Annotated in this window: 16 protein-coding genes; 6 read left to right on the top strand and 10 right to left on the bottom strand. The window is 67.5% G+C overall.

Annotation, left to right across the window (positions count from 1 at the left end; translation table 11 throughout):
* Nucleotides 1–733: 733 nt before the first annotated feature.
* A complete protein-coding gene (locus tag E1161_RS09055; RefSeq protein WP_132621553.1) occupies nt 734–2,887 on the bottom strand; it encodes an ATP-binding protein in 2,154 nt (717 codons plus the stop codon).
* Between the two features lie 397 nt (nt 2,888–3,284).
* Nucleotides 3,285–3,890, bottom strand: coding sequence for a maltokinase N-terminal cap-like domain-containing protein (locus E1161_RS09050; RefSeq protein ID WP_132621551.1), 606 nt, complete (start codon nt 3,888–3,890; stop codon nt 3,285–3,287).
* A gap of 331 nt (nt 3,891–4,221) precedes the next feature.
* Here E1161_RS09050 and E1161_RS09045 point away from each other — a divergent pair, with 331 nt between their 5' ends.
* Nucleotides 4,222–4,620 carry a nuclear transport factor 2 family protein gene (locus tag E1161_RS09045; RefSeq protein ID WP_132621549.1) on the top strand — a complete coding sequence of 133 codons (399 nt, stop codon included), beginning with the start codon at nt 4,222–4,224 and terminating at the stop codon, nt 4,618–4,620.
* A 226-nt stretch (nt 4,621–4,846) separates the two neighbouring features.
* On the opposite strand, the gene E1161_RS09040 is transcribed toward E1161_RS09045, so the two are convergent.
* Nucleotides 4,847–6,073: a sensor domain-containing diguanylate cyclase gene (locus tag E1161_RS09040; protein ID WP_132621547.1), complete on the bottom strand. Its 1,227-nt coding sequence runs from the start codon at nt 6,071–6,073 to the stop codon at nt 4,847–4,849.
* Nucleotides 6,074–6,371: 298 nt separating this feature from the next.
* Between E1161_RS09040 and E1161_RS09035 the strand changes: the two genes are divergently transcribed.
* The 3 genes from E1161_RS09035 to rfbA all read left to right on the top strand — a co-directional run bounded on the left by E1161_RS09035 (nt 6,372) and on the right by rfbA (nt 8,446).
* Nucleotides 6,372–6,764 (top strand): VOC family protein, encoded by a 393-nt coding sequence (locus E1161_RS09035; protein WP_132621545.1) that lies wholly within the window; start codon nt 6,372–6,374, stop codon nt 6,762–6,764.
* Nucleotides 6,765–6,811: 47 nt separating this feature from the next.
* Complete coding sequence (locus tag E1161_RS09030) at nt 6,812–7,303, top strand: YajQ family cyclic di-GMP-binding protein (RefSeq protein ID WP_132621543.1); 492 nt, start codon at nt 6,812–6,814, stop codon at nt 7,301–7,303.
* 267 nt (nt 7,304–7,570) lie between these two features.
* Nucleotides 7,571–8,446: a glucose-1-phosphate thymidylyltransferase RfbA gene (gene rfbA, locus E1161_RS09025; RefSeq protein WP_132621541.1), complete on the top strand. Its 876-nt coding sequence runs from the start codon at nt 7,571–7,573 to the stop codon at nt 8,444–8,446.
* Here rfbA and htpX read toward each other — a convergent pair.
* On the bottom strand, nt 8,443–9,318 hold the full coding sequence (gene htpX / locus E1161_RS09020) for a zinc metalloprotease HtpX (RefSeq protein WP_132621539.1): 876 nt from the start codon (nt 9,316–9,318) through the stop codon (nt 8,443–8,445). The genes rfbA and htpX overlap by 4 nt on opposite strands.
* 194 nt (nt 9,319–9,512) lie before the next feature.
* Here htpX and E1161_RS09015 point away from each other — a divergent pair, with 194 nt between their 5' ends.
* Nucleotides 9,513–10,421 (top strand): YceI family protein, encoded by a 909-nt coding sequence (locus E1161_RS09015; protein WP_132621537.1) that lies wholly within the window; start codon nt 9,513–9,515, stop codon nt 10,419–10,421.
* A gap of 49 nt (nt 10,422–10,470) precedes the next feature.
* Here the strand turns inward: E1161_RS09015 and ddaH are convergent, their stop codons facing one another.
* A complete protein-coding gene (gene ddaH / locus E1161_RS09010) occupies nt 10,471–11,325 on the bottom strand; it encodes a dimethylargininase (protein ID WP_408011967.1) in 855 nt (284 codons plus the stop codon).
* A gap of 74 nt (nt 11,326–11,399) precedes the next feature.
* Here ddaH and E1161_RS09005 point away from each other — a divergent pair, with 74 nt between their 5' ends.
* Nucleotides 11,400–11,843, top strand: coding sequence for an Lrp/AsnC family transcriptional regulator (locus E1161_RS09005; RefSeq protein ID WP_132621535.1), 444 nt, complete (start codon nt 11,400–11,402; stop codon nt 11,841–11,843).
* A gap of 32 nt (nt 11,844–11,875) precedes the next feature.
* Here E1161_RS09005 and E1161_RS09000 read toward each other — a convergent pair whose 3' ends face one another.
* The 5 genes from E1161_RS09000 to nuoL all read right to left on the bottom strand — a co-directional run bounded on the left by E1161_RS09000 (nt 11,876) and on the right by nuoL (nt 19,436).
* The gene (locus E1161_RS09000) at nt 11,876–13,009 is read right to left on the bottom strand and encodes a sunset domain-containing protein (protein ID WP_132621533.1); all 1,134 of its coding nucleotides are present in this window, start codon (nt 13,007–13,009) and stop codon (nt 11,876–11,878) included.
* A 146-nt stretch (nt 13,010–13,155) separates the two neighbouring features.
* Nucleotides 13,156–14,184: a polyprenyl synthetase family protein gene (locus tag E1161_RS08995; protein ID WP_132621531.1), complete on the bottom strand. Its 1,029-nt coding sequence runs from the start codon at nt 14,182–14,184 to the stop codon at nt 13,156–13,158.
* Between the two features lie 47 nt (nt 14,185–14,231).
* Nucleotides 14,232–15,773 (bottom strand): NADH-quinone oxidoreductase subunit NuoN, encoded by a 1,542-nt coding sequence (gene nuoN / locus E1161_RS08990; RefSeq protein WP_132621639.1) that lies wholly within the window; start codon nt 15,771–15,773, stop codon nt 14,232–14,234.
* A gap of 26 nt (nt 15,774–15,799) precedes the next feature.
* On the bottom strand, nt 15,800–17,377 hold the full coding sequence (locus E1161_RS08985; RefSeq protein WP_132621529.1) for an NADH-quinone oxidoreductase subunit M: 1,578 nt from the start codon (nt 17,375–17,377) through the stop codon (nt 15,800–15,802).
* Between the two features lie 64 nt (nt 17,378–17,441).
* Nucleotides 17,442–19,436, bottom strand: a complete 1,995-nt coding sequence (gene nuoL / locus E1161_RS08980; RefSeq protein ID WP_132621527.1) for an NADH-quinone oxidoreductase subunit L — start codon at nt 19,434–19,436, stop codon at nt 17,442–17,444.
* Nucleotides 19,437–19,441: the final 5 nt, after the last annotated feature.

Below are 19,441 nucleotides of genomic sequence, written 5' to 3'. Positions count from 1 at the left end.
GGCGACACGAGTCGGCTCGACCCCGCCGTTGAGCCAGGTGGACACGGCAGCATGACGTAGGTCATAAGGCCGTTTCCCGAGCGGCGAGTGAGCCTCCCGGGAGTGAATGCCGTTTCCCAGGCCTTGGCCCAAGCCCGGCCGTAGACCGTGCTCGAGATCCGTCCTCCGTTTCGCCGTCCCCGGAAGAGGCGGCCGTCAGGCGTCGTGCCGAACCTCGTGAGGTGGTCATGCAGGTACTGCGTCAGCTCAGGCGGGCACGGCACCTGGCGACCGGTGCCGTCCTCCCGATGCTTCAAGGAACGCTGCTCGCTCCTGGTTCGAGAGTCGGTCTACTCGGCTCCGATCTCAGGAGCCGAGGCTTCGAGGTAGAGCTCACCCCAGCCCTCCTTCGGTAGCGACAGGTTGTGCTTGCGGGAGGTCTGCGGCCTCTTCTGGACGAAGCGCCGCGAAGTACATCAGGGCGAAGAACGCCGGAAGGCGCTCGTTCGACTCGCCGACGGCGTGCAGCAGCTGTCGAGCCTGCACCGGGTTGACGACGCTACGACGATCAGCCTGGTGCAGCTTCGCCCGATGCCTTTCACTCGGACCTCCGAAAGCTGGATGTGTTGATCGGTTTTCCCTGCTCAGCAGCCGTTGTTCGCAGTTAGGCACTTTTGGTGCTGATGCCCGGGCAGCATTGTGATTCATCGGTAATGGTCGCCGCATCTAGCAGACATCGTTGTAGCCCTGGAGATCAGCCTGAGCTTGGTCCTTCTGCGGTTCTCGTGGGTTCATCGCGGGCTGCCAGCTGTTGCTGCACGCGGTCGGCGTCGCCGGTTCGATATTGCTTGTGGTAGAGCGTGAGAGCTAGCTGCCAGCTGTGTCGTGCTTGATCGTGCGTGCCCATAGCTGTGTGGGCCTGGCCGAGGCGATCGAGCACGTCGCTTTCTGCGTAGGTGTGGTTGAGTTCCTGGAATCGCATGAGCGCTTGTTCGAAGCATTTGATGGCCTGGCTGTGGTCGCCACTGTGGTGGGCGATGTAGCCGAGGCTGTCCAGCGTGTGCGCCTCGCCGAGGCGCTCGTTTCCGCGGCGGAACAACGTGAGGGCGGCTTCGCAGTTGGCGTGGGCCTGTTCGTGGTGGCCAAGTCGAGCGTGGAAGTAGCCCACCAAGTTGAGCGCTGGGGCTTCCTCATCCGAACCCTGGATGGTTTGGACGAGTTCGAGCGCTTCGCCGGCGTGCTCCAAGGCTTGCTGGTAATTGCCTTGCTGTCCCCATGCCCACGCCAACGCGCGATGGATGTTCGACCGCTCACCGATGTCACTGGTAAGGGCCAGGCCTTGCTGGAGATGGCCGATAGCTTCTGCCGATCTGTCCACGCGTGTGCATGCGTTACCGAGAGCTCGCCGGACTCGGGCTTGCACAGCTGGTTCCCGCAATTCGTCGGCAGCGGTCAGCGCCGCACGCCATGCAGCGAGCTGATCATGACGGTGCCCGCGCCTGTAATGGAAAGTTGCCAGCGTCCACGCGACTTGCCACACGGCCGTGTGCCAACCGCGGTTGAGGGCTAGTTGTTGGATCTCAAGTAGACAGTGGTGCTCAGTGTCCAGCCATGTCCAAGCTGTCGCGTCATCTCGGAGTGTCTCGGAAGCGGAACCGGAAGCGGCCGGTGCGATCTCGAATTGGGTGCGTCCAGGCTTGATTCTCTGGTCGGCGGCGTGCGCGGTATGCAGGTAGAACTCGACCAGCCGCTTTAGCTCCAGTTCGCAATCTTCATGGAACTGATGGGCTTGTTCGGCTGCGTACAGGCGAATGAAGTCGTGCATCGTGTAGCGGCCAGGGCGGTGTTGCTGAACGAGGGACACTCGCTCCAACGCCTTGAGGTGGGCCTTGGTTTGGCGTCTGGTGAGACCGGTGAGGTGGGCGGCGGCGGGCAGGCTGATGTCCTGGCCGGGAACTACGCCGAGCAGCCGGAAGACGGTCGCCTGCTCTGACGTGAGCGCAGCGTAGGACCAGGACAGCACTGCGCGCGGGCTTATGGCCGGGTCGCCTTCATCGAGGGCATCCAGTCTGTTGGCGCTTTCCTCGAGCTCCGTTGTGAGGACCTCTAATGGCATCTGCGGTTCGAGAGCGGCGCGGCTCGCAACAATGCTCAAGGCAAGGGGTGACCCGCCACAGTAGGTAATCAGCTTGTCGACCACATCCTGTGGTTCGGCAGCCAGCCGCTGCTGGCCGAGACGATGGGCCAAGAGATCCTGTGCTTGTTGCTCATCCAGCACATCCACTGCGACTGGTCGGGCGCCATGCGCGATGACCAAGCCTGCAAGCCGATCACGGCTGGTTACGAGCACAGTGCAATTCGCGCTTCCAGGCAGCAACGGAGCGACCTGACTGGCGTCGCGGGCATTGTCCAGCACGATCAGTATGCGGCGTCCAGCGACAAGGCTGCGGTAGAGAGCTCCCTGGCCGTCGATCCCCATGGGAATTGCAGCTGGTTCCACCCCCAGAGCGTCGAGGAAGCCCCGCACAGCGACTGCCGGGGGCATAGGCGTGCCCGAGGGAGCGAATCCCCGCAGGTCGACGAACAGCTGACCATCGGGAAAGGAATCGGCATTCAAGTGGGCCCAGCGTAGTGCGAGGGAAGTCTTGCCGATGCCGCCGGCTCCGCTGATCACGGAGATCGCAGCCGGTGCCGGGCGATCGGTGGTACTTCCGAGTGCGTTGGTCAGCGCGTCGAGTTCGGACGAGCGCCCGCTGAATACCCAAGGCGCAGCAGGGAGCTGGAGCGGGATGCCCCGTTTGGGGGCTGCTGGATTGAAATGGACGTCGCCGTGAATGGTGTTGGCCTGCACGATTCCGTGAGCGACGGTGCCGCTCAGCTGGTTGTGGACGCCATACCTACCAGACATGACGATCAGTGTGACGTGCAATAGCCTGGACCAGCCACCGCTTCAGACGAAAACAGCGAAGCCGAAAGTTATGGCCCAGTCCACTCGGTGAGCGGCGCAGTAGGTCAGATACAACGCCGTGCGGCCTGCGTAGACCCTGATCGTGTTCGGTGGGTCCCGACCCGTCAGCCCTACCAGGAACGCGGTCGCCTCGACATGGATGTCGTAGGACTCGACGTTCACCACGTGCCGGTGGTCAATGTCTGGACAGCGGAGCACCCACTATTGCGGTCACCACAGGGCGGAGACTGGCAGCCCGACCGACGACCGGACGCCCCAATCACAGTTGATCAAGCTCGCCCACGTCCTATCGCCCAGCCCGTCCTCGCGGTCTCGTCGGCGCCCGCCTGCTCAACGTTCATGTGGTCGCAGCGGCTCGTGACGTCAGGCTTGCCACGACGACTGGGCTACCGCCGTCCCACTGCGCGGCTAGCTGCCGTTCGCCGCCCGGATTGGCGTCCAACACGTGCGGGATCGTCAGCCGCACGGTGTCCACGGTGGCAGTTGCTGCGGGCATGTCATGCCCGTCCAACCCAGGCCCAGATGTGATGGTCACCCGTACCCCCGTTCCACGGCGGGCGATGAACTCGGCGCCTTCCCAGACCTCCATGTCGGCTTGTTCGAGCTGTCCTAGCAAGGCTCTGACGAAGCAATCGAAACCCACCGGATCACTCGTCGCAAGGTAGATCCAGCGCCTCCCGAGTGCGGAATGCTCCATCGTGGTCAGCAGCCGGGCACCGGCGTCGTCCATCGGCGCCCCCCGATAAGTCAGCGGCAGCTGAAAATGCGTTCCCCCGCGCCGTACAACGAGAGACTCAACACCCACCTCCCCCGCCGGGTCGTCGAAGCGGTAGCTACCCAACATCTCGACCCGCCCTTCAGCTCCCCAAGACTGCGCGTCGAGCCATGAGGTGACGATTTCCTGCTTGGTCGGCGAGACGGTCGCCCGGTGCACGATGGCCATGCCCGAAGGCTATTGCAGTCCGCCGGCACGTTGTGGCGTCCGCGGACTGCTCTCAGCAAGACGCTGCCGACGGTGCAACTGCTGTCGTGATTGGCCGAACGCCGCTTCGAGCCGATCACTGCTGCTTGCTCCCACCTGGAGTCGCCGAAGCACGTCCGGCTCAGGTCGACCAGGCTCTTGCGATGACCGGGCAAGGTCGGGGTGCGTTGGTCGGCCGCCCTGCGCATGAGCTTCGGTCGGCTGCCCAAGCGGCATCGTCCCCGGCAGTGCGAACCCCTCTCCGCGGGGGGACCGACGATTCGTTCCAGGTCGTCGCGGGTACCAATTGAGGATGACCAATGCGCACCCACGGTCGAACGCGTTCGCCGATGCATTGCGGGAGTTCGAAGACACAGGCGACAACTCCCAGCTCTACGAGCTGTTCGGCGAGAACCCCGAGCTGGTGCGGCCCGAGGTGGCTGGGAGCGACCACGACACCTCTGACGTGGCTCGGTTCTGGGAGGAATACCGCTCTCAGTTCTCCCGCATCTCGACCGAGTTCGTCCGCATAGCGGAAGCCGGCGACATCGGTGTGCTCGAGTGGACATCCAGCGGCACCCTCGCCACCGGCCGACCGATCGAGTACCGCGGGGCCTCGCTGCTGACCTTCGACGGCCAGGGCCGGGTACGCCGATTCGCAACCTATTTCGACACCGCTGCCTTCCTGCGGCCGGAGCCCCCAGGTGGATGACCACGGGACACCACCAACCTCGAAGGCGCCTACCTCGCCGATGCCCACCTCAATGGCGCCGACCTCAGCGCCGCCGAAGCATCAAAGCGGTCACGGGGTCTTTGCTCTGCAGTACGGCTGTGTCCGGTGCGGTTCGGCCGTGCACGACGGTCCACGGCAGATCGAGTGTTGATCTCCGGTGTCGGTGGCGGCGAGCAGTTGCTCGCCGGACGAGCATCGAGCGCGGCTAGCCTCGGCTCCGAGCTTTGCGGACGTACATGTCGCGGTCGGCGGCGTCCAGCAGCTCCACGCGGGAGAGCGTCGGGAAGGTCGTGGTGGCAAGCCCGACGCTCGCCTGCAGGGAGATCCGGCAGCCCGACACGGGGACGTCGGTCTTGAGGCACTTCTCCACGCGGTCGCGAAGCGCCTCCGCCGCCGCGAGATCAGGCACGTGGCTGACCACCACGAACTCGTCTCCCCCGAAACGGGCCACGGTGTCACCGGTCTGCGCGGCGCGCAGCAGCGCGTCACCCACCGAGATCAGGAGCTGATCGCCGACGGCGTGCCCGTGGCGGTCGTTGGTCTCCTTCAGCTTGTCGAGGTCCACCAGCATCACGGCCAGCACGCCCCCGTCACGTGGTAGTTCCGCTAGTGCGTGATCCAGCCGATCGGCCAGCAGTGCGCGGTTGGCCAGCCCGGTCAGCGGATCGTGCAGGGCCAAGTGCGCGAGGTGCTCGTCCGACATGCGCCGATCACCGATCTCCTCGTACTGGCCGACTACGCACACCGGCGCTCCCTCTGGGCCTGGTACCGCGCTGACCCGGATGAACAGCCAGACCGGGTACCCGGCCTTGTGCCGGTAGCGGGTTTCGACGCTCACCCGGTCCAAGCGCCCCTCGAAGACATCGGCGAGCGCCGCGCTCGCCTCTTCGTCCGGGTAGGTGAGGGCGGTGGGATCCAGGTCCACCAGCTCGTCGTGGCTGTAACCGAGCAACTCGCACAAGGCCGCGTTGACCTCTGTCCAAACCCCGTGCGCGTCCAGCAGAGCCATCCCGATGGGAGCGTTGGCGAACGTCCGTTGCCATCGGTCGTTGGATTCGTGCCGGTCTGTGATGTCCTGCGCGTGGGTCACGATGCAGAGCGGACGGTCTTCGTCGTCCCGGATGACCGAGGCGGACAGGAGCAACCAGACGACCCTCCCGTCGGCGCGCACGCATCGGAACTCCTGGGAGACCTCGCCCGAGGGTTCCGCGAGCACGTCGCCGATCATGTCGAGCCCCACCGTGTCGTCAGGGTGGATGTAGTGGTGGCGGTGGTTCCCGACGATCTCGTCTCGCTCGTAGCCCAGGAGCCGGCACAGTGCCCGGTTGACGTAGAGGAAGCGCCCCTCGAGGTCGAGCACCGTCATCGCGGATGCGGCCTGGTCGCACACGACCTGCCACGGAATCCGATCCTGGTCACCCGATGAGGGCATAAGCCGACCGTAGGCGGGCTCGTGCGCATGTCGAGCCCGTTTCACCCCTGTGAGTGATTTGCCTTGCCACGGTGACGAGTGACCGGCAATCGAAGCACCGCAGAAGCCTCGCAACGCACGGGGCCTCAAGATCTGGAGCTGATCGCGCATCCAGCGGATGCTCTCCGGCCGGACGTGACGTTCGGGTGGGCGCCCGCGCACCCGGAACACGGCCGTGTTCGGGCACCGACCACTGCGGTGGTCTGCACATCTCGGAGGAGGGGCGAATCCGCTGGCGGCCTGGCGGGAGGATGGGTTGATGCGGGTCTCTTTGGTTTCTCTCGTGGTGGATGACTACGACCGGGCGATCGCGTTCTTCGTGGACGTGCTGGGTTTCGAGCTGGTGGAGGACTCGCCTTCGCTGACCAACGACGGGCGGGAGAAGCGGTGGGTCGTGGTGCGGCCACCGGAGGCGGGAACGGGCATCTTGCTGGCCAAGGCGGACGGGGAGCAGCAGGTCGCGGCCGTGGGGAACCAGACCGGTGGCCGGGTGGGCTTCTTCCTGCACGTCGACGACTTCGACGCGCAGCACCGGCGGATGGTCGAGGCCGGGGTGACGTTCCTCGGCGAACCCCGGAACGAGCCCTACGGCCGGGTGGTCGTGTTCCTCGACGTCGCGGGTAACAGGTGGGACCTCCTCGGACCCCGGTAGCGTGTCTTGGCAGACCTGAACAGCGGCTCAACTGGGAGGTACTCAAGGTGGCAAACCCGTCCTTCGACGTGGTCAGCAAGGTGGATCACCAGGAGGTGGACAACGCGGTGAACCAGGCGGCCAAGGAGCTCGCCAACCGGTTCGACTTCCGCGGCACCGGAACCAAGATCTCCTGGTCCGGCGAGGACGCCGTCGTACTGGAGTCGGAGACCGAGGAGCGTTGCAAGGCCGCGATCGAGGTCTTCAAGGAGAAGCTGATCAAGCGGAACATCTCGCTGAAGGCCCTGGACATGGGCGAACCGGCGAGTTCCGGCCAGATCTACAAGGTCACCGGCAAGATCGTTCAGGGCATCTCGCAGGAGACCGCGAAGAAGATCTCCAAGAAGGTCCGCGACGAAGCGCCCAAGGGCGTCCAGGCGCAGATCCAGGGCGACGCGCTGCGCGTGTCAGGCAAGAAGAAGGACGACCTGCAGGCCGTCATCTCGCTTCTGAAGTCCTCCGACTTCGACGTGGCACTCCAGTTCGAGAACTACCGGTAGGTCCTCACCTCGTCCGCGCTGGGCCCGGCCCAGCGCGGAGGTCGGGGCCAGCAGCGTTGGCGGCGGTATCGGCCAGTGCTGGTCCGAACGGTCCGTGGTCGATGTCGCTCTTGCCCGGTAGTCCGGCAACACTGCCCGGCTCCCGCGCCGCGCTGGCGGGAACCTGCCTCGGAGCTGCGCGGATGTCCTCTTCATGCCTCTCCCGGATACGCTCGTCGACGTGTTCGGGGCGGGTCCGCCGCGCCGGCTGATCGGGAAGGTGTTCGTGTGAAGGGGATCGTGCTGGCCGGAGGCAGCGGGACTCGGTTGCACCCGCTCACCCAGGCGGTGTCGAAGCAGCTTCTCCCGGTCTACGACAAGCCGATGATCTACTACCCCATCTCGGTGCTGATGCTCGCGGGCATCCGGGAGGTCCTGCTGATCTCCACCCCGTCGGACCTGCCACTCTTCCAGCGTTTACTGGGCGACGGATCGCAGTTCGGGCTGGACATCTCCTACGCCGAGCAACCGCAGCCCAACGGCCTGGCGGAAGCCTTCGTCATCGGGGCCGACTTCGTCTCCGACGAACCCGTCGCCCTGGTGCTCGGCGACAACATCTTCTACGGCCAGGGCTTCTCCGGAATCCTCCGCAACTGCGTACGTGACCTGCGCGGATGCACCCTGTTCGGGTATCCGGTGCGGGATGCGCAGCGGTACGGGGTAGGCGAGGTCGACGCGGACGGCAAGCTGCTGTCGATCGTGGAGAAGCCCACCGAACCCAGGTCGAACATGGCGATCACCGGGTTGTACTTCTACGACAACGCCGTCGTCGACATCGCCAAGGGGCTCTCCCCTTCGGCGCGAGGCGAGCTGGAGATCACCGATGTCAACCTCGCCTACCTGCGAGAAGGCCGCGCGCACCTGACCGAGCTGGGCCGCGGCTTCGCCTGGCTGGACACCGGGACGCACGACTCGCTGCTGGAGGCCGGCCAGTTCGTGCAGGTGCTCGAACACCGCACGGGGGTGCGCATCGCCTGCCTGGAGGAGGTCGCGCTGAAGATGGGCTTCATCTCCGCGGAGGCCTGCTACGAGCTCGGCGCGAAGCAGTCCAAATCCGGCTACGGCGAGTACGTGATGGAGGTCGCCCGCAAGGCGGGCGCCTAGTGGATCGGGGGCAGTTGCCTGCCCGCCATGCCCTCCAGCCGCGCGATGCGCTCGTCCATCGGCGGGTGCGTCGAGAAGAACCTGGTCAAGCGCTCGCCCGGGCGGAACGGGTTGGCAATCATCAGGTGCGACTGCGACACCAGCCGCGGTTCCGGCGCGAGCGGCGCCGCCTGCGTCCCCAGCTGCAGCTTGCGCAGGGCCGAGGCCAGGGCCAGCGGATCGCCGGTGAGCTGAGCGCCCGAGGCGTCCGCCTGGTACTCCCGTGACCGGCTGACCGCCATCTGCACCACCGCCGCCGCGACCGGCCCCAGCAAGGCCACCAGCAGCATCGCGAACGGGTTGGGGCGGTCCTCGTCACTGCCGCCGAACATGCCGAAGAAGATCCCGAAGTTCGCCAAGAACGTCACGATGCTGGCCAGCGCCCCGGCCACGCTGGAGATCAGGATGTCGCGGTTGTAGACGTGCGAGAGCTCGTGGCCGAGCACCGCGCGCAGCTCGCGCTCGTCGAGCAGCTCCAGGACCCCGGTCGTGCAGCACACCGCGGCGTTGCGGGGGTTGCGGCCGGTCGCGAACGCGTTCGGGGCGCGGGTCGGGCTGATGTACAACGAGGGCATCGGTTGGCGCGCCGAGGTCGCCAGCTCGCGCACGATCCGGTACATCGCCGGCTGCTCGGCCTCCGAGACCGGCCTGGCGCGCATCGATCGCAAGGCCAGCTTCGCCGAGTTGAAGTAGGCGAACCCGTTCATGCCCAGCGCCACGACCAGCGCGATGACCAGTCCGGCCCGACCGAAGATCGCACCGACCAGCAGCACCAGCGCGCTCATCCCGCCGAGCAGCACCGCGGTTCTCAGACCGTTGAAATGACTGCGCACCTCTGCCTCCGCCCGTGATTCAACTGGAAAACGCGTGGCGTCGGCGGCTGGTTCCGTTGAACGGATGTGCGGAATGCAACTACGCCCTCCGATCGGGTGAACTCGGTAGTCAATCTAGGCTGAAACACCCAGTGATTGAAGCAGAAACTTTTCCTCCGCTTCCCGTCCAGGAGGACGCTCAGAAGGGATTCTCAATGGTCCTCGCCAAGCTGCGCCGACGGTTGTCGGCCAGCCCCGGCACTCCGGCACGCTCCCCCCGCGGCGGATTCTCCCTGCACCCCACGCCACTGGACAGCGGTCTGGTGAGCGGTCAGGTGCACGACGAGCGCGGCTCGCTCCTCCCCGAGGTGAGCGTCACCATCGTTGACCGGCTGAACCAGGTCATCGGTGAGACCAAGACCGACTCCTACGGCGGCTTCGCCGTCTCAGTCGCCCCCGGCACGCACAAGTTGTCCCTCACCGCCGGCGGTTACCGCCGCTACAGCACCCGGGTCCAGGTGCAGGTCAACCAGCACTCACCGCTCGGCAGCATCGGGGTGGAACCCGATGACTCGCTGCAGTTGCCGCAGCCCGGTCGCTACCGGTTCGACCCGTACCACACCGAGATCCGGTTCGTCGCCCAGCACATCGGGCTGTCCAAGATCCACGGGGAGTTCCGCCGGTTCGACGGCGTGATCGACGTGGCGCCCCGGTTCGAGGACTCCCGTATCGAGGTCGTCATGGAGGCCGATTCCATCGACACCGGCGTGAAGATGCGCGACGACCACCTCCGGTCGGCGGACTTCCTCGACGTCGAGTCGCACCCGCAGCTGCACTTCCGCAGCAACCGGCTCACGCACGTGCGCGCGGACCGCTGGAAGGTCAGCGGCGCTCTCACCTTGCGCGGCACCACGAGTCCGGTGGAACTGGCCGCGGTCTACCTGGGGCAACGCACGTTCCAGGGGCCCGGGTTCGACGGCGACCTGCGGGTCGCCTGCGACGCCACGGCGACCCTGCGCCGCGAGGACTACTCGGTGAACTGGCAGGCCACGCTCGCCAAGGGCATCGCGGTGGTCGGCCCCACGGTCAGCATCGAGCTGGGCGTTCAGGCCGTCATGGTGTGACGACGCGGAGAACGGCTGCACGATCGGCTCGCGCAGCCGTTCTCCCAGGTCAGTCGTGCAGTTCCATGGTGCAGCACTTGGGGCCGCCACCGGACTTGCGGAGCTCGGAGATGTCCAACCCGATCACCTCGTACCCGCGTTCCACCAGCTGCCCGGCCAGGCCCGTCGCCTCGAACGGCAGCACCACGTGGTGGCCGTCGGAGACGCCGTTGAGGCCCAGGCAGGAGGCGTCGGCCTCGTCGGCGATCACCGCGTCGGGGAACATCCGCGCCAGCACCCGGCGCGAGCCCTCCGAGAAGGCGCCCGGGTAGTAGGCGATCTGCGCGTTCGGACCCTTGTCCAGGACGAACAGGGCGGTGTCCAGGTGGTAGTAGCGCTCGTCGACCAGGCTGAGCGAGACGACCGGAACGCCCAGGGCCTCCTGCGCCTCGGCGTGCGCGGCGGGGTCGGTGCGGAACCCGGTACCTGCCAGCAGCACCTCCCCGGTCCAGGCGAAATCACCCTCCGCCTCGTTGATCCGGGTCGGCATCACCAGGTCGCGGTGGCCGTGGTTGACGAACCAGCGGCGGAAGTGCTCGGCCTCCGCCGCGCGTTCCGGGGCCCGGAACTTCGAGCCGAGCACGCGGCCTTCGATCACCGTGCCGGAGTTCGCGGCGAAGACCATGTCGGGCAGGCCGGGCTGAGGCTCGATGGTGTCCACGGTGTGGCCGAGCCGCACGTAGGTGTTCTTCAGCTCTTCCCACTGGGCCATCGCCAGCGCCGCGTCCACCGGTTCGTCCGGGTTCATCCACGGGTTGATCACGTACTCGACGGTGAAGTACGCGGGCGGGCACATCAGGAAGTGGCGGGTGGTGGCCTGCTTGGCCGCGAGCGTTTCGGCGGGTCGCTCCGCTGTTGCCGTCATGAATCGAAATCTAAGCGCTACGGATACCTACCATCAACGCCGCTACGTTCGTCGTTTGCGGCAGAATGTTGCGCATGGATGCCTTGGACCAACGAATCATTTCGCACCTGGTCGCCGACGCCCGCGCGAGCTACGCGGAGATCGGTTCCGACGTGGGACTGTCCGCGCCCGCGGTGAAGCGACGGGTCGACAAGCTGCTCGACCAGGGCGTTCTGCAGGGGTTCACCGCGGTGGTCGACCCCGAGGCGCTGGGCTGGGGAACGGAGGCGTTCGTGGAGGTCCACTGCCACGGCAACGTTCCCGCGCACCGGATCCGGACCGGGCTCGAACCGCTGCCGGAAGTCGTGGCCGCCTACACGGTCTCCGGGCAGGCCGACGCCATCGTGCACCTGCGCGCGGCCGACATCCACCACCTGGAGGAGGCGATGGAACGGCTCCGCGAGGTCGACTTCGTCTCCCGCACGGTCTCCACCGTCATCCTCTCGCGCCTGCTCGAGCGCCAGCCCCAGCCGGACTGACGCCGGACCCCAGCAGCCTCAACCGCGTGGGATCAAGAGCGGTTCCAGGCTTGGAAACCGGCGATCTCGGCGTCGGAGGGCGTGCGGAACCAGACGTCCGCGCTGACCTGGTCGTACTGCGGGGAGTCCGGGGTGTGGTACTTGCGGGACGCCGAATGCCCCTTGATCATCGGACCGCCTGAGGCGGGGACCTGGGCAGGCTGGGGCTTGGGCGGAGGGGCCTCGGCCCCGGCCCAGCGGGGTTCCGGTCGGTCCGGGACGGGTTCTTGGGCACGGGGGGTTTCCGAGGGCTTCTCCCACTTGGCGTCGCGGCCCGGATGAGGGCCTGCGCCGGGGGTGCGGCGGGGAAGCGGAGCGGAGTCGTCGGGGTTGTCGACCAGCTTGATCTCCGGGGCTTCCGCACCGTCGTCACCGCGCGAGAGCGGTTCGCCGTTCTCGACGCGCTGCCGCAGCGAGTCCGGGATCTTCGGCGGATCGGACTGCGCGGGGGAGTCGGAGCGCGGCTGCGGAGTGCGCTTCGGCAGCGGCTCGACCTCGGCACCGTCGCCGTTCGGGCTGCCGGCCTGCGGCTGCTCTCGGGGAACGGCCGGGAGGACCTGCGTGGCGTCGGCGCCGACCGGCGGCGTGTACGGCTCGCCGGCGTCACCACCGGACTCCGGCTCGAACAGCGAGCGGAGCTGACCCGAGAGCTGATCTGACTCCTCGTCGTCGGCTCCCGGCGGGAAGCGCGACGGGCGCGACTCGGCCTTGGGATCCTCCACCTCGGGATTGCGGAACCAGGTGTTGTCCCCGGACGGCCCCTCCGGCTCGGGTTCCGGTTCCGGCAGGCGCTGCGTCTCCGCTGGAGCGGAGCGGGTCGTCGCCTCCGTCGCGACCCACGGGCGCGGCCTGCGGTCCCACTCCTCGAGCTGCTGCTCCTCTGGGGACTCCCACCGGGGCGGGCGCTGTTCGAGCAGGTCCAGCGACCGGTGCTCGCCGACCGGCTCGTCCTCGTAGGTCTCGTGGACGGGCTCGTCGTAGACGGGTTCGGCGTAGCGCGGCCTGGCCAGGTCGGCCTTGAGCCTGCGCCGCAACGGCCGGACGAACAACGCCCAGGTGACGAGCGCGCCCAACAGGAAAGCGGCGAGGCTCCACAGCCACACCTGGGTGAACAGCCAGGTGATCACGAGAGATGTCCCTCCTCCGGGGCTCCAGCAGCTCCGCCGGTCACACCCGGGTTCCTACCACGCGTGCGAGCCAACCCGGTACCTCTTTGACCCGCTCGTGACTCAGACGGCGAGTTCAAGACAGGCCTCGCGTCGGCAGCGGCACATCACCAGGTGCGGGCGACCACGTAGTCGACGAGGGAGGACAGCGACTCCCTGGCCGGCACGTCGGGCAGCGAGGCGAGTTCTTTGCGCGCGTCGTCGGCGAACTCCTGCAGCGTGCCGCGCGTCCGCTCCAAACCGCGCGATCCGCGCAGCAGCTCCAGTGCCTCGGCGACCTCGGCGTCGGAGGACAGCGGACGTTCCAGCAGCTCGCGCAGCCGGGGCGGGCAGTTCTCGTCGGCCAGCGCGTAGAGCATCGGCAACGTCTTGACGCCCTCGCGCAAATCGGTGCCCGGGGTCTTGCCGGAATCCCGGGAGGGCGAGGCGATGTCGATGATGTCGTCCGAGATCTGGAACCCGGTGCCGATCAGCTTGCCGATGCGCTCCAGCGAGTCGATGGTCGCCCCGTCGGCACCGGAGAACCAGGCGCCGAACCGGCCTGCGGTCGCGATCAGCGAACCGGTCTTCTCGTAGATCACCTTGAGGTAGAAGTCGACGGCGTCATCGCCCTCGCCGACCCCTTCGGTCTCCCGCATCTGACCGGTGACCAGCGCCTCGAAGGTGGCCGCCATCCGGCGGACCGCCTCGGCGCCCAGGTCGGCGATCAGCTGGGAGGCCTTGGCGAACAGGAAATCGCCGGTGAGGATCGCGACGGAGTTGTCCCAGCGGGCGTTGGCGCTGGTCGCGCCTCGCCGCATGGTGGCCTCGTCCATCACGTCGTCGTGGTAGAGCGTCGCGAGGTGGATCATCTCCACCACAGCGCCGGACTTGACCACCTCGTCGGTCTCGGGGTCGCCGAACTGAGCGGCGAGCAGGACGAACAGCGGGCGGAAGCGCTTCCCGCCCGCGTCCACCAGGTGCAGCGAGGTGCGCGTGGCGAAGTCGAGGTCGCTTCGCACCTCGTCGTGCAGCAGCTGCTCGACGCGTGCCATGCCCCGCTTGACCGAGTCTGCCAGCTCCGTGTCGGTGATCTGGAAACCACCCAACCCGGCTGCGCTCAGTTCACTGATCGGGTCATCCGCTGGCCTGCTCACGTCACCGTCGCCTTCGCTCCCCCACGATCGCCCTACGGGCGAGCACTCTACGACACGAATCCCCCGACGTTCGCCCAGTCCAGAGCCAACGTCGGCAGCACGCCCAGCAACAACGTCACGACCACGCCCAGCGTGATCGCCGCCGTCGTGAACGCACCCGGCACGCTCACGGTGGGGCCGTCAGCAGCCGGTTCTTGGAAGTGCATCAGCACGATGACACGAAGGTAGAAGAAGGCCGCAACCGCACTCGCCACCAGGGCCACCACCACCAACGGTGCCATGCCGTCGCTCAGGGCGGCCTCGAAGACCACGAACTTTCCGACGAAACCGCTGGTCAGCGGAATTCCGGCGAGGGCCAGCAGCAGGAAGGTGAACACCCAGGCGACCAGGGGTGAACGCTTCGCCAGGCCCGCCCAGTCCGAAAGGTGAGTTGCCTCACCGTCGGACCGGCGTACGAGGCTGATCACACCGAACACGGCGATCGTGGTGAACCCGTAGGCGAGCAGGTAGAACAGCGTCGCCGCCAGACCGCGGTCGGACAGCGCGAGCGCCCCCAGCAGCATGAACCCGGCGTGGGCCACCGAGGAGTACGCGACCATGCGCTTCACGTCGCGCTGGGTCAGCCCCAGCACCACGCCGATCACCATCGACACCACGGCGATCGTCCAGACGACGCCGCGCCACTCCCAGCTGGACGCCTCGAAGGCGACCTGCAGCACGCGCAGGATGCCGCCGAAGGCCGCGACCTTCGTGCAGGCAGCCATGAAACCGGTGACCGCGGTCGGGGCGCCCTGGTAGACGTCCGGCGTCCAGGTGTGGAACGGGCCCACCGAAGCCTTGAACAGCAGGCCCACCAGCAGCAGGCCCAGACCGGCGAACAGCAGCGTGTCCGAGCGCTCCGAACCGGCCGTGGCGTCGGCGATCGCTTGCAGCTTCACCGAGCCCGCGTAGCCGTAGAGCAGCGCGAGGCCGTAGAGGAAGAACGCCGAGGCGAACGCGCCCAGCAGGAAGTACTTCACGGCCGATTCCTGCGACAGCAACCGGCGGCGCTTGCCCAGCCCGCACATCAGGTACAGCGGCAGGCTCAGCACTTCCAGCGCGATGAACATCGTCAGCAGGTCGTTGGCCGCGCAGAACACCATCATCCCGCCCAGCGAGAACAGTGCCAGCGGGAAGACCTCGGTGCGCATCCCGGACGCCGACGCGGCGGCGCGGCTCATCGTCCCCGGCCCCTCGGCCGGGATCGCTTCCGCCACGAACGCACCGCCCGGCTCCACCGAGCGGTCCGCGATCAGCAGCACCGAACCCAGGCCGAGCGCCAGCAGCGTGCCCCACAGGAACAACGTCGGCGGGTCGACGGCCAGCGCGTCGGACAGCGTGGTCACACCGGTCCCGGCGGACCGCGCGAACGCGGCCAGCGCGACACCCGCGATGACGATCGACGCCAGGCTGAGCCCGACCTGCACCGACCAGCGCTGGTGGCGGGGCAGGAACGCCTCGACCAGGATCGCCAGGCAGGCGGCACCGAGGATCACCAGCACCGGCGCGATCGCCGCGTAGTCGATCGGCGGAATCTCGACGGTACCCAGCTGGCTCGGGAATCCCTTGACCACTGTCAGTTACCTCCCTGCGAGGTCACGGGGTCGGTGACGCCGACCTCGCTCATGGTTGCCGCGACCGACGGGTTGATCACGTCCAGCACCGGCTTCGGGTACACGCCGAGCCCGATGATCAGCACGACCAGCGGGGCCAGCACGGCGATCTCCCGAGCGCCCAGGTCGGCCAGCCGGAGCCGGTGCGCGCCTTCGCGGTTCGGGTCGGTCACCGCCCCCGGCCCGGCCGCGGTGCCCAGCAGCGCGTCACCGCGCACCGGGCCCTGCATCATGCGCTGGTACAGCCACAGCACGTAGACCGCGGCCAGCACCATGCCGATCGTGGCAAGCGCCGTGTGCACCGGGCGGGTCGGGAAGGACCCGACCAGCACGAGGAATTCGCTGACGAAGGAGTTGGTGCCCGGCAGCGACAGGGTGCTCAGGCCCGCGATCAGCAGCGTGCCCGCCAGCAGCGGCGTCACCTTCGCCATGCCGCCGTAGTCGGCGATCCGGGTCGAGCCGCCGCGCACGATGATCATGCCGATCACCAGGATCAGCATGCCCGTGGCGATGCTGTGGTTGATCATGTACGACACCGCGCCGACCTGCGCCTGCGAGGTGAACGCGAAGATGCCCAGCGCGATGAACCCGAAGTGCGCGATGGAGACGTAGGCGATGAAGCGCTTGAGGTCGGTCTGCCCGAACGCCTGCAGCGAGCCGTAGAGCACCCCGATCACCGCGAGCACCAGCACCAGCGGCGCCAGCTGCTGCGACGCCTGCGGCGTCAGCGGCAGGCTGTAGCGCAGGAAGCCGAAGGTGCCGACCTTGTCCAGCACGCCGACCACGATCACCGCGACGCCGATCGGCGCCTGCTGCGCGGCGTCCGGCAGCCAGGTGTGGAACGGGATGAGCGGGGCCTTGATCGCGAACGCGGCGAAGAAGCCCAGGAAGAGCCAGACCTGCACGTTCAGCGGGGCGTCCGACAGGATCGGGACGAGCTTGGCCCAGTCGAAGGTGCCCTCGCCGGTGACCTGCGCGCTGTAGCTGTACGCGCCGATGGCCGAGGCCAGCATGATCAGGCCGCCGAGGAACGAGTACAGGAAGAACTTCACCGCCGCGTAGCTGCGGTTCTCACCGCCGTAGCCGCCGATGAGGAAGTACATCGGGATCAGCATGATCTCGAAGAGCACGTAGAACAGGAACACGTCGGTGGCGGCGAAGACGGCCACGGTCAGCGCCTGTTCGAGCAGCAGGAGCGAGAAGAACCCGCCGTGCGTGCGGCCCTCGGGCAGCCGTTCGCCCCAGCTGTAGCCGAGCACCAGCGGCATCAGCACGGCGATGACCAGGACCATCACGAGCGCGATGCCGTCCACGCCGAGCGAGAAGTTGATGTCGAACGACGGGATCCACGGGATCGAGCTGGTCAGCTGCAACCGCGGGCCGGCCGGGTCGTAGGCGAACCACGCGGCGACGGCGATCGCGAGCTCGGCGAGGGAGAACCCCAGCGCGGTCCACTTCGCCGCGCCGGCGTTGCCGCGCAGCAGCGCCACCACCACCGACCCGACGATCGGCAGCAGCACCAGGGCGAGCAGCAGGGTCATCGGATCTCCTCCCGGAGCTCACTGTGCCGAACAGGACTGGGCAGAACGGGTGCGTGCGAGGTCGTCATGCCGGGATCCCCACTGCCATCAGGGCGGCGATCACCACGACGCCGCCGAAGAGCATGGACAGCGCGTAGGACCGGACGAAACCGGTCTGCCAGCGGCGCATCCGGCCCGAGCTGGAGGTCAGCAGCGCGGCGATGCCGGTGACCGTGCCGTCGACGCCCTCGCGGTCGACCGCGAGCAGGCCCTTGGTCAGGCCGAAGGTCGGGCGCACCGCGAGGAGGTCGTTGATCACGTTGCCGCCGAGGTCGGCGCGAGCCGCGCGCACGACCGGCGAGACCTTCACCGGGCGCTCGACCGGAACCGGCTTGCGGCCCACGACCAGCCACGCGATCACCGCGCCCAGCGCGGAGATGGCCACCGTCAGCACGGGGATCATCGCGTGCGGGATGGCGGTGTGGTGGGCTTCCTGCAGCTCGCCCAGCGACGGCGACAGGAACGCCACCAACCGGTCGCCGCCGGCCAGGAACATGCCGGCCCCGATCGAACCGACGGCCAGCACGATCATCGGCGCGGTCATGATCGCCGGCGACTCGTGCGGGTGGAACTCCTGACCGTTGCTCGCCTTCAGGTTCTTCCAGCGCTTCTCACCGAAGAACGTCATCAGCACCAGCCGCGTCATGTAGAAGGCGGTGATGCCGGCGCCCAGCATCGCGGCACCGCCGAAGACCCAGCCGCGCCAGCCCTCCTGGCCGAACGCCGCCTCGATGATGGCGTCCTTGGAGTAGAAGCCGGACAGGAACGGGAATCCGATCAGCGCGAGGTAGCCGAGGCCGAAGGTGCCGAAGGTGATCGGCATGTACCTGGCGAGGCCGCCGAACTTGCGCATGTCGACCTCGTCGTTCATGCCGTGCATGACCGAACCGGCGCCGAGGAACAGCCCGGCCTTGAAGAAGCCGTGGGTGAGCAGGTGCATGATGCCCAGCGCGTACCCGGCCGGGCCGAGCCCGACCGCCAGCATCATGTAACCGATCTGGCTGACGGTGGAGTACGCGAGGACCTTCTTGATGTCGTCGTAGGCGCAACCGATGACGCACCCGACCAGCAACGTCACCGCGCCGACGATGGTGACGGCCAGCTGCCCGCCCGGGGAGAGCGAGAACAGCGGGTTGGAGCGGGCGACGAGGTAGACGCCCGCGGTGACCATCGTCGCGGCGTGGATCAGCGCCGAAACCGGGGTCGGGCCTTCCATGGCGTCCGGCAACCACGCCTGCAGCGGGACCTGGCCGGACTTGCCGCAGGCGCCGAGCAGCAGCAGGAGCGTGATCGCCAGCAGCACGCCCGGTGAGAGCTCACCGGCGCGGGCGAAGACCTCCGCGTACTGCGTGGTGCCGAGGTTGGCGAACAGCAGGAAGATCGCCAGCGCCAGGCCGACGTCGCCGACCCGGTTCATCACGAACGCCTTGGTCGCCGCCGCGGCGGCCGACGGCCGGTGCTGCCAGAACCCGATCAGCAGGTACGACGCCAGACCAACTCCCTCCCAGCCGAGGTAGAGGGTCACGAAGCTGTTGCCCAGCACCAAGATCAGCATCGAGGCGACGAACAGGTTCAGGTAGGCGAAGAACCGGCGGCGCTCGGTGTTGGCCGAACCGGTGCGCCCCTGCTGGTCGTGGCTCATGTAGCCGATCGAGTACAGGTGGATCAGCGATCCCACACCCGTGATCAGCAGCAGGAACACCATGGACAGCGGGTCCAGCCGGAGCCCGAAGTCGACCTGCAGCGCGTTGACCGGGATCCAGGAGAACAGGTGCAGATCGCGGACCTGCTCACCTTCCGGACTGCCGGCGACGGAGGTGAACAGCAACAGCCCGTAGACGAACGAGGCGATCACCGTGGCCGACCCCAGCAGGTGTCCCCAGCCGTTGGCACGGCGTCCCGCGATCAGCAGGATCGCGGCACCCACCAGCGGGAACGCGACCAGCAGCCAGGCGTAGGACTGCGCGGGCCCGGTCGCCTCGGCGACCCCCGCTGCGGTTTCAAGCGTCTTTGCCGTCACCACGC

This window comes from Saccharopolyspora aridisoli, assembly GCF_004348445.1.
GTDB lineage: Bacteria > Actinomycetota > Actinomycetes > Mycobacteriales > Pseudonocardiaceae > Saccharopolyspora > Saccharopolyspora aridisoli.
The sequence above is the reverse complement of the archived record's forward strand: the minus strand, read 5'-3'. Positions and strand labels throughout refer to the sequence as shown.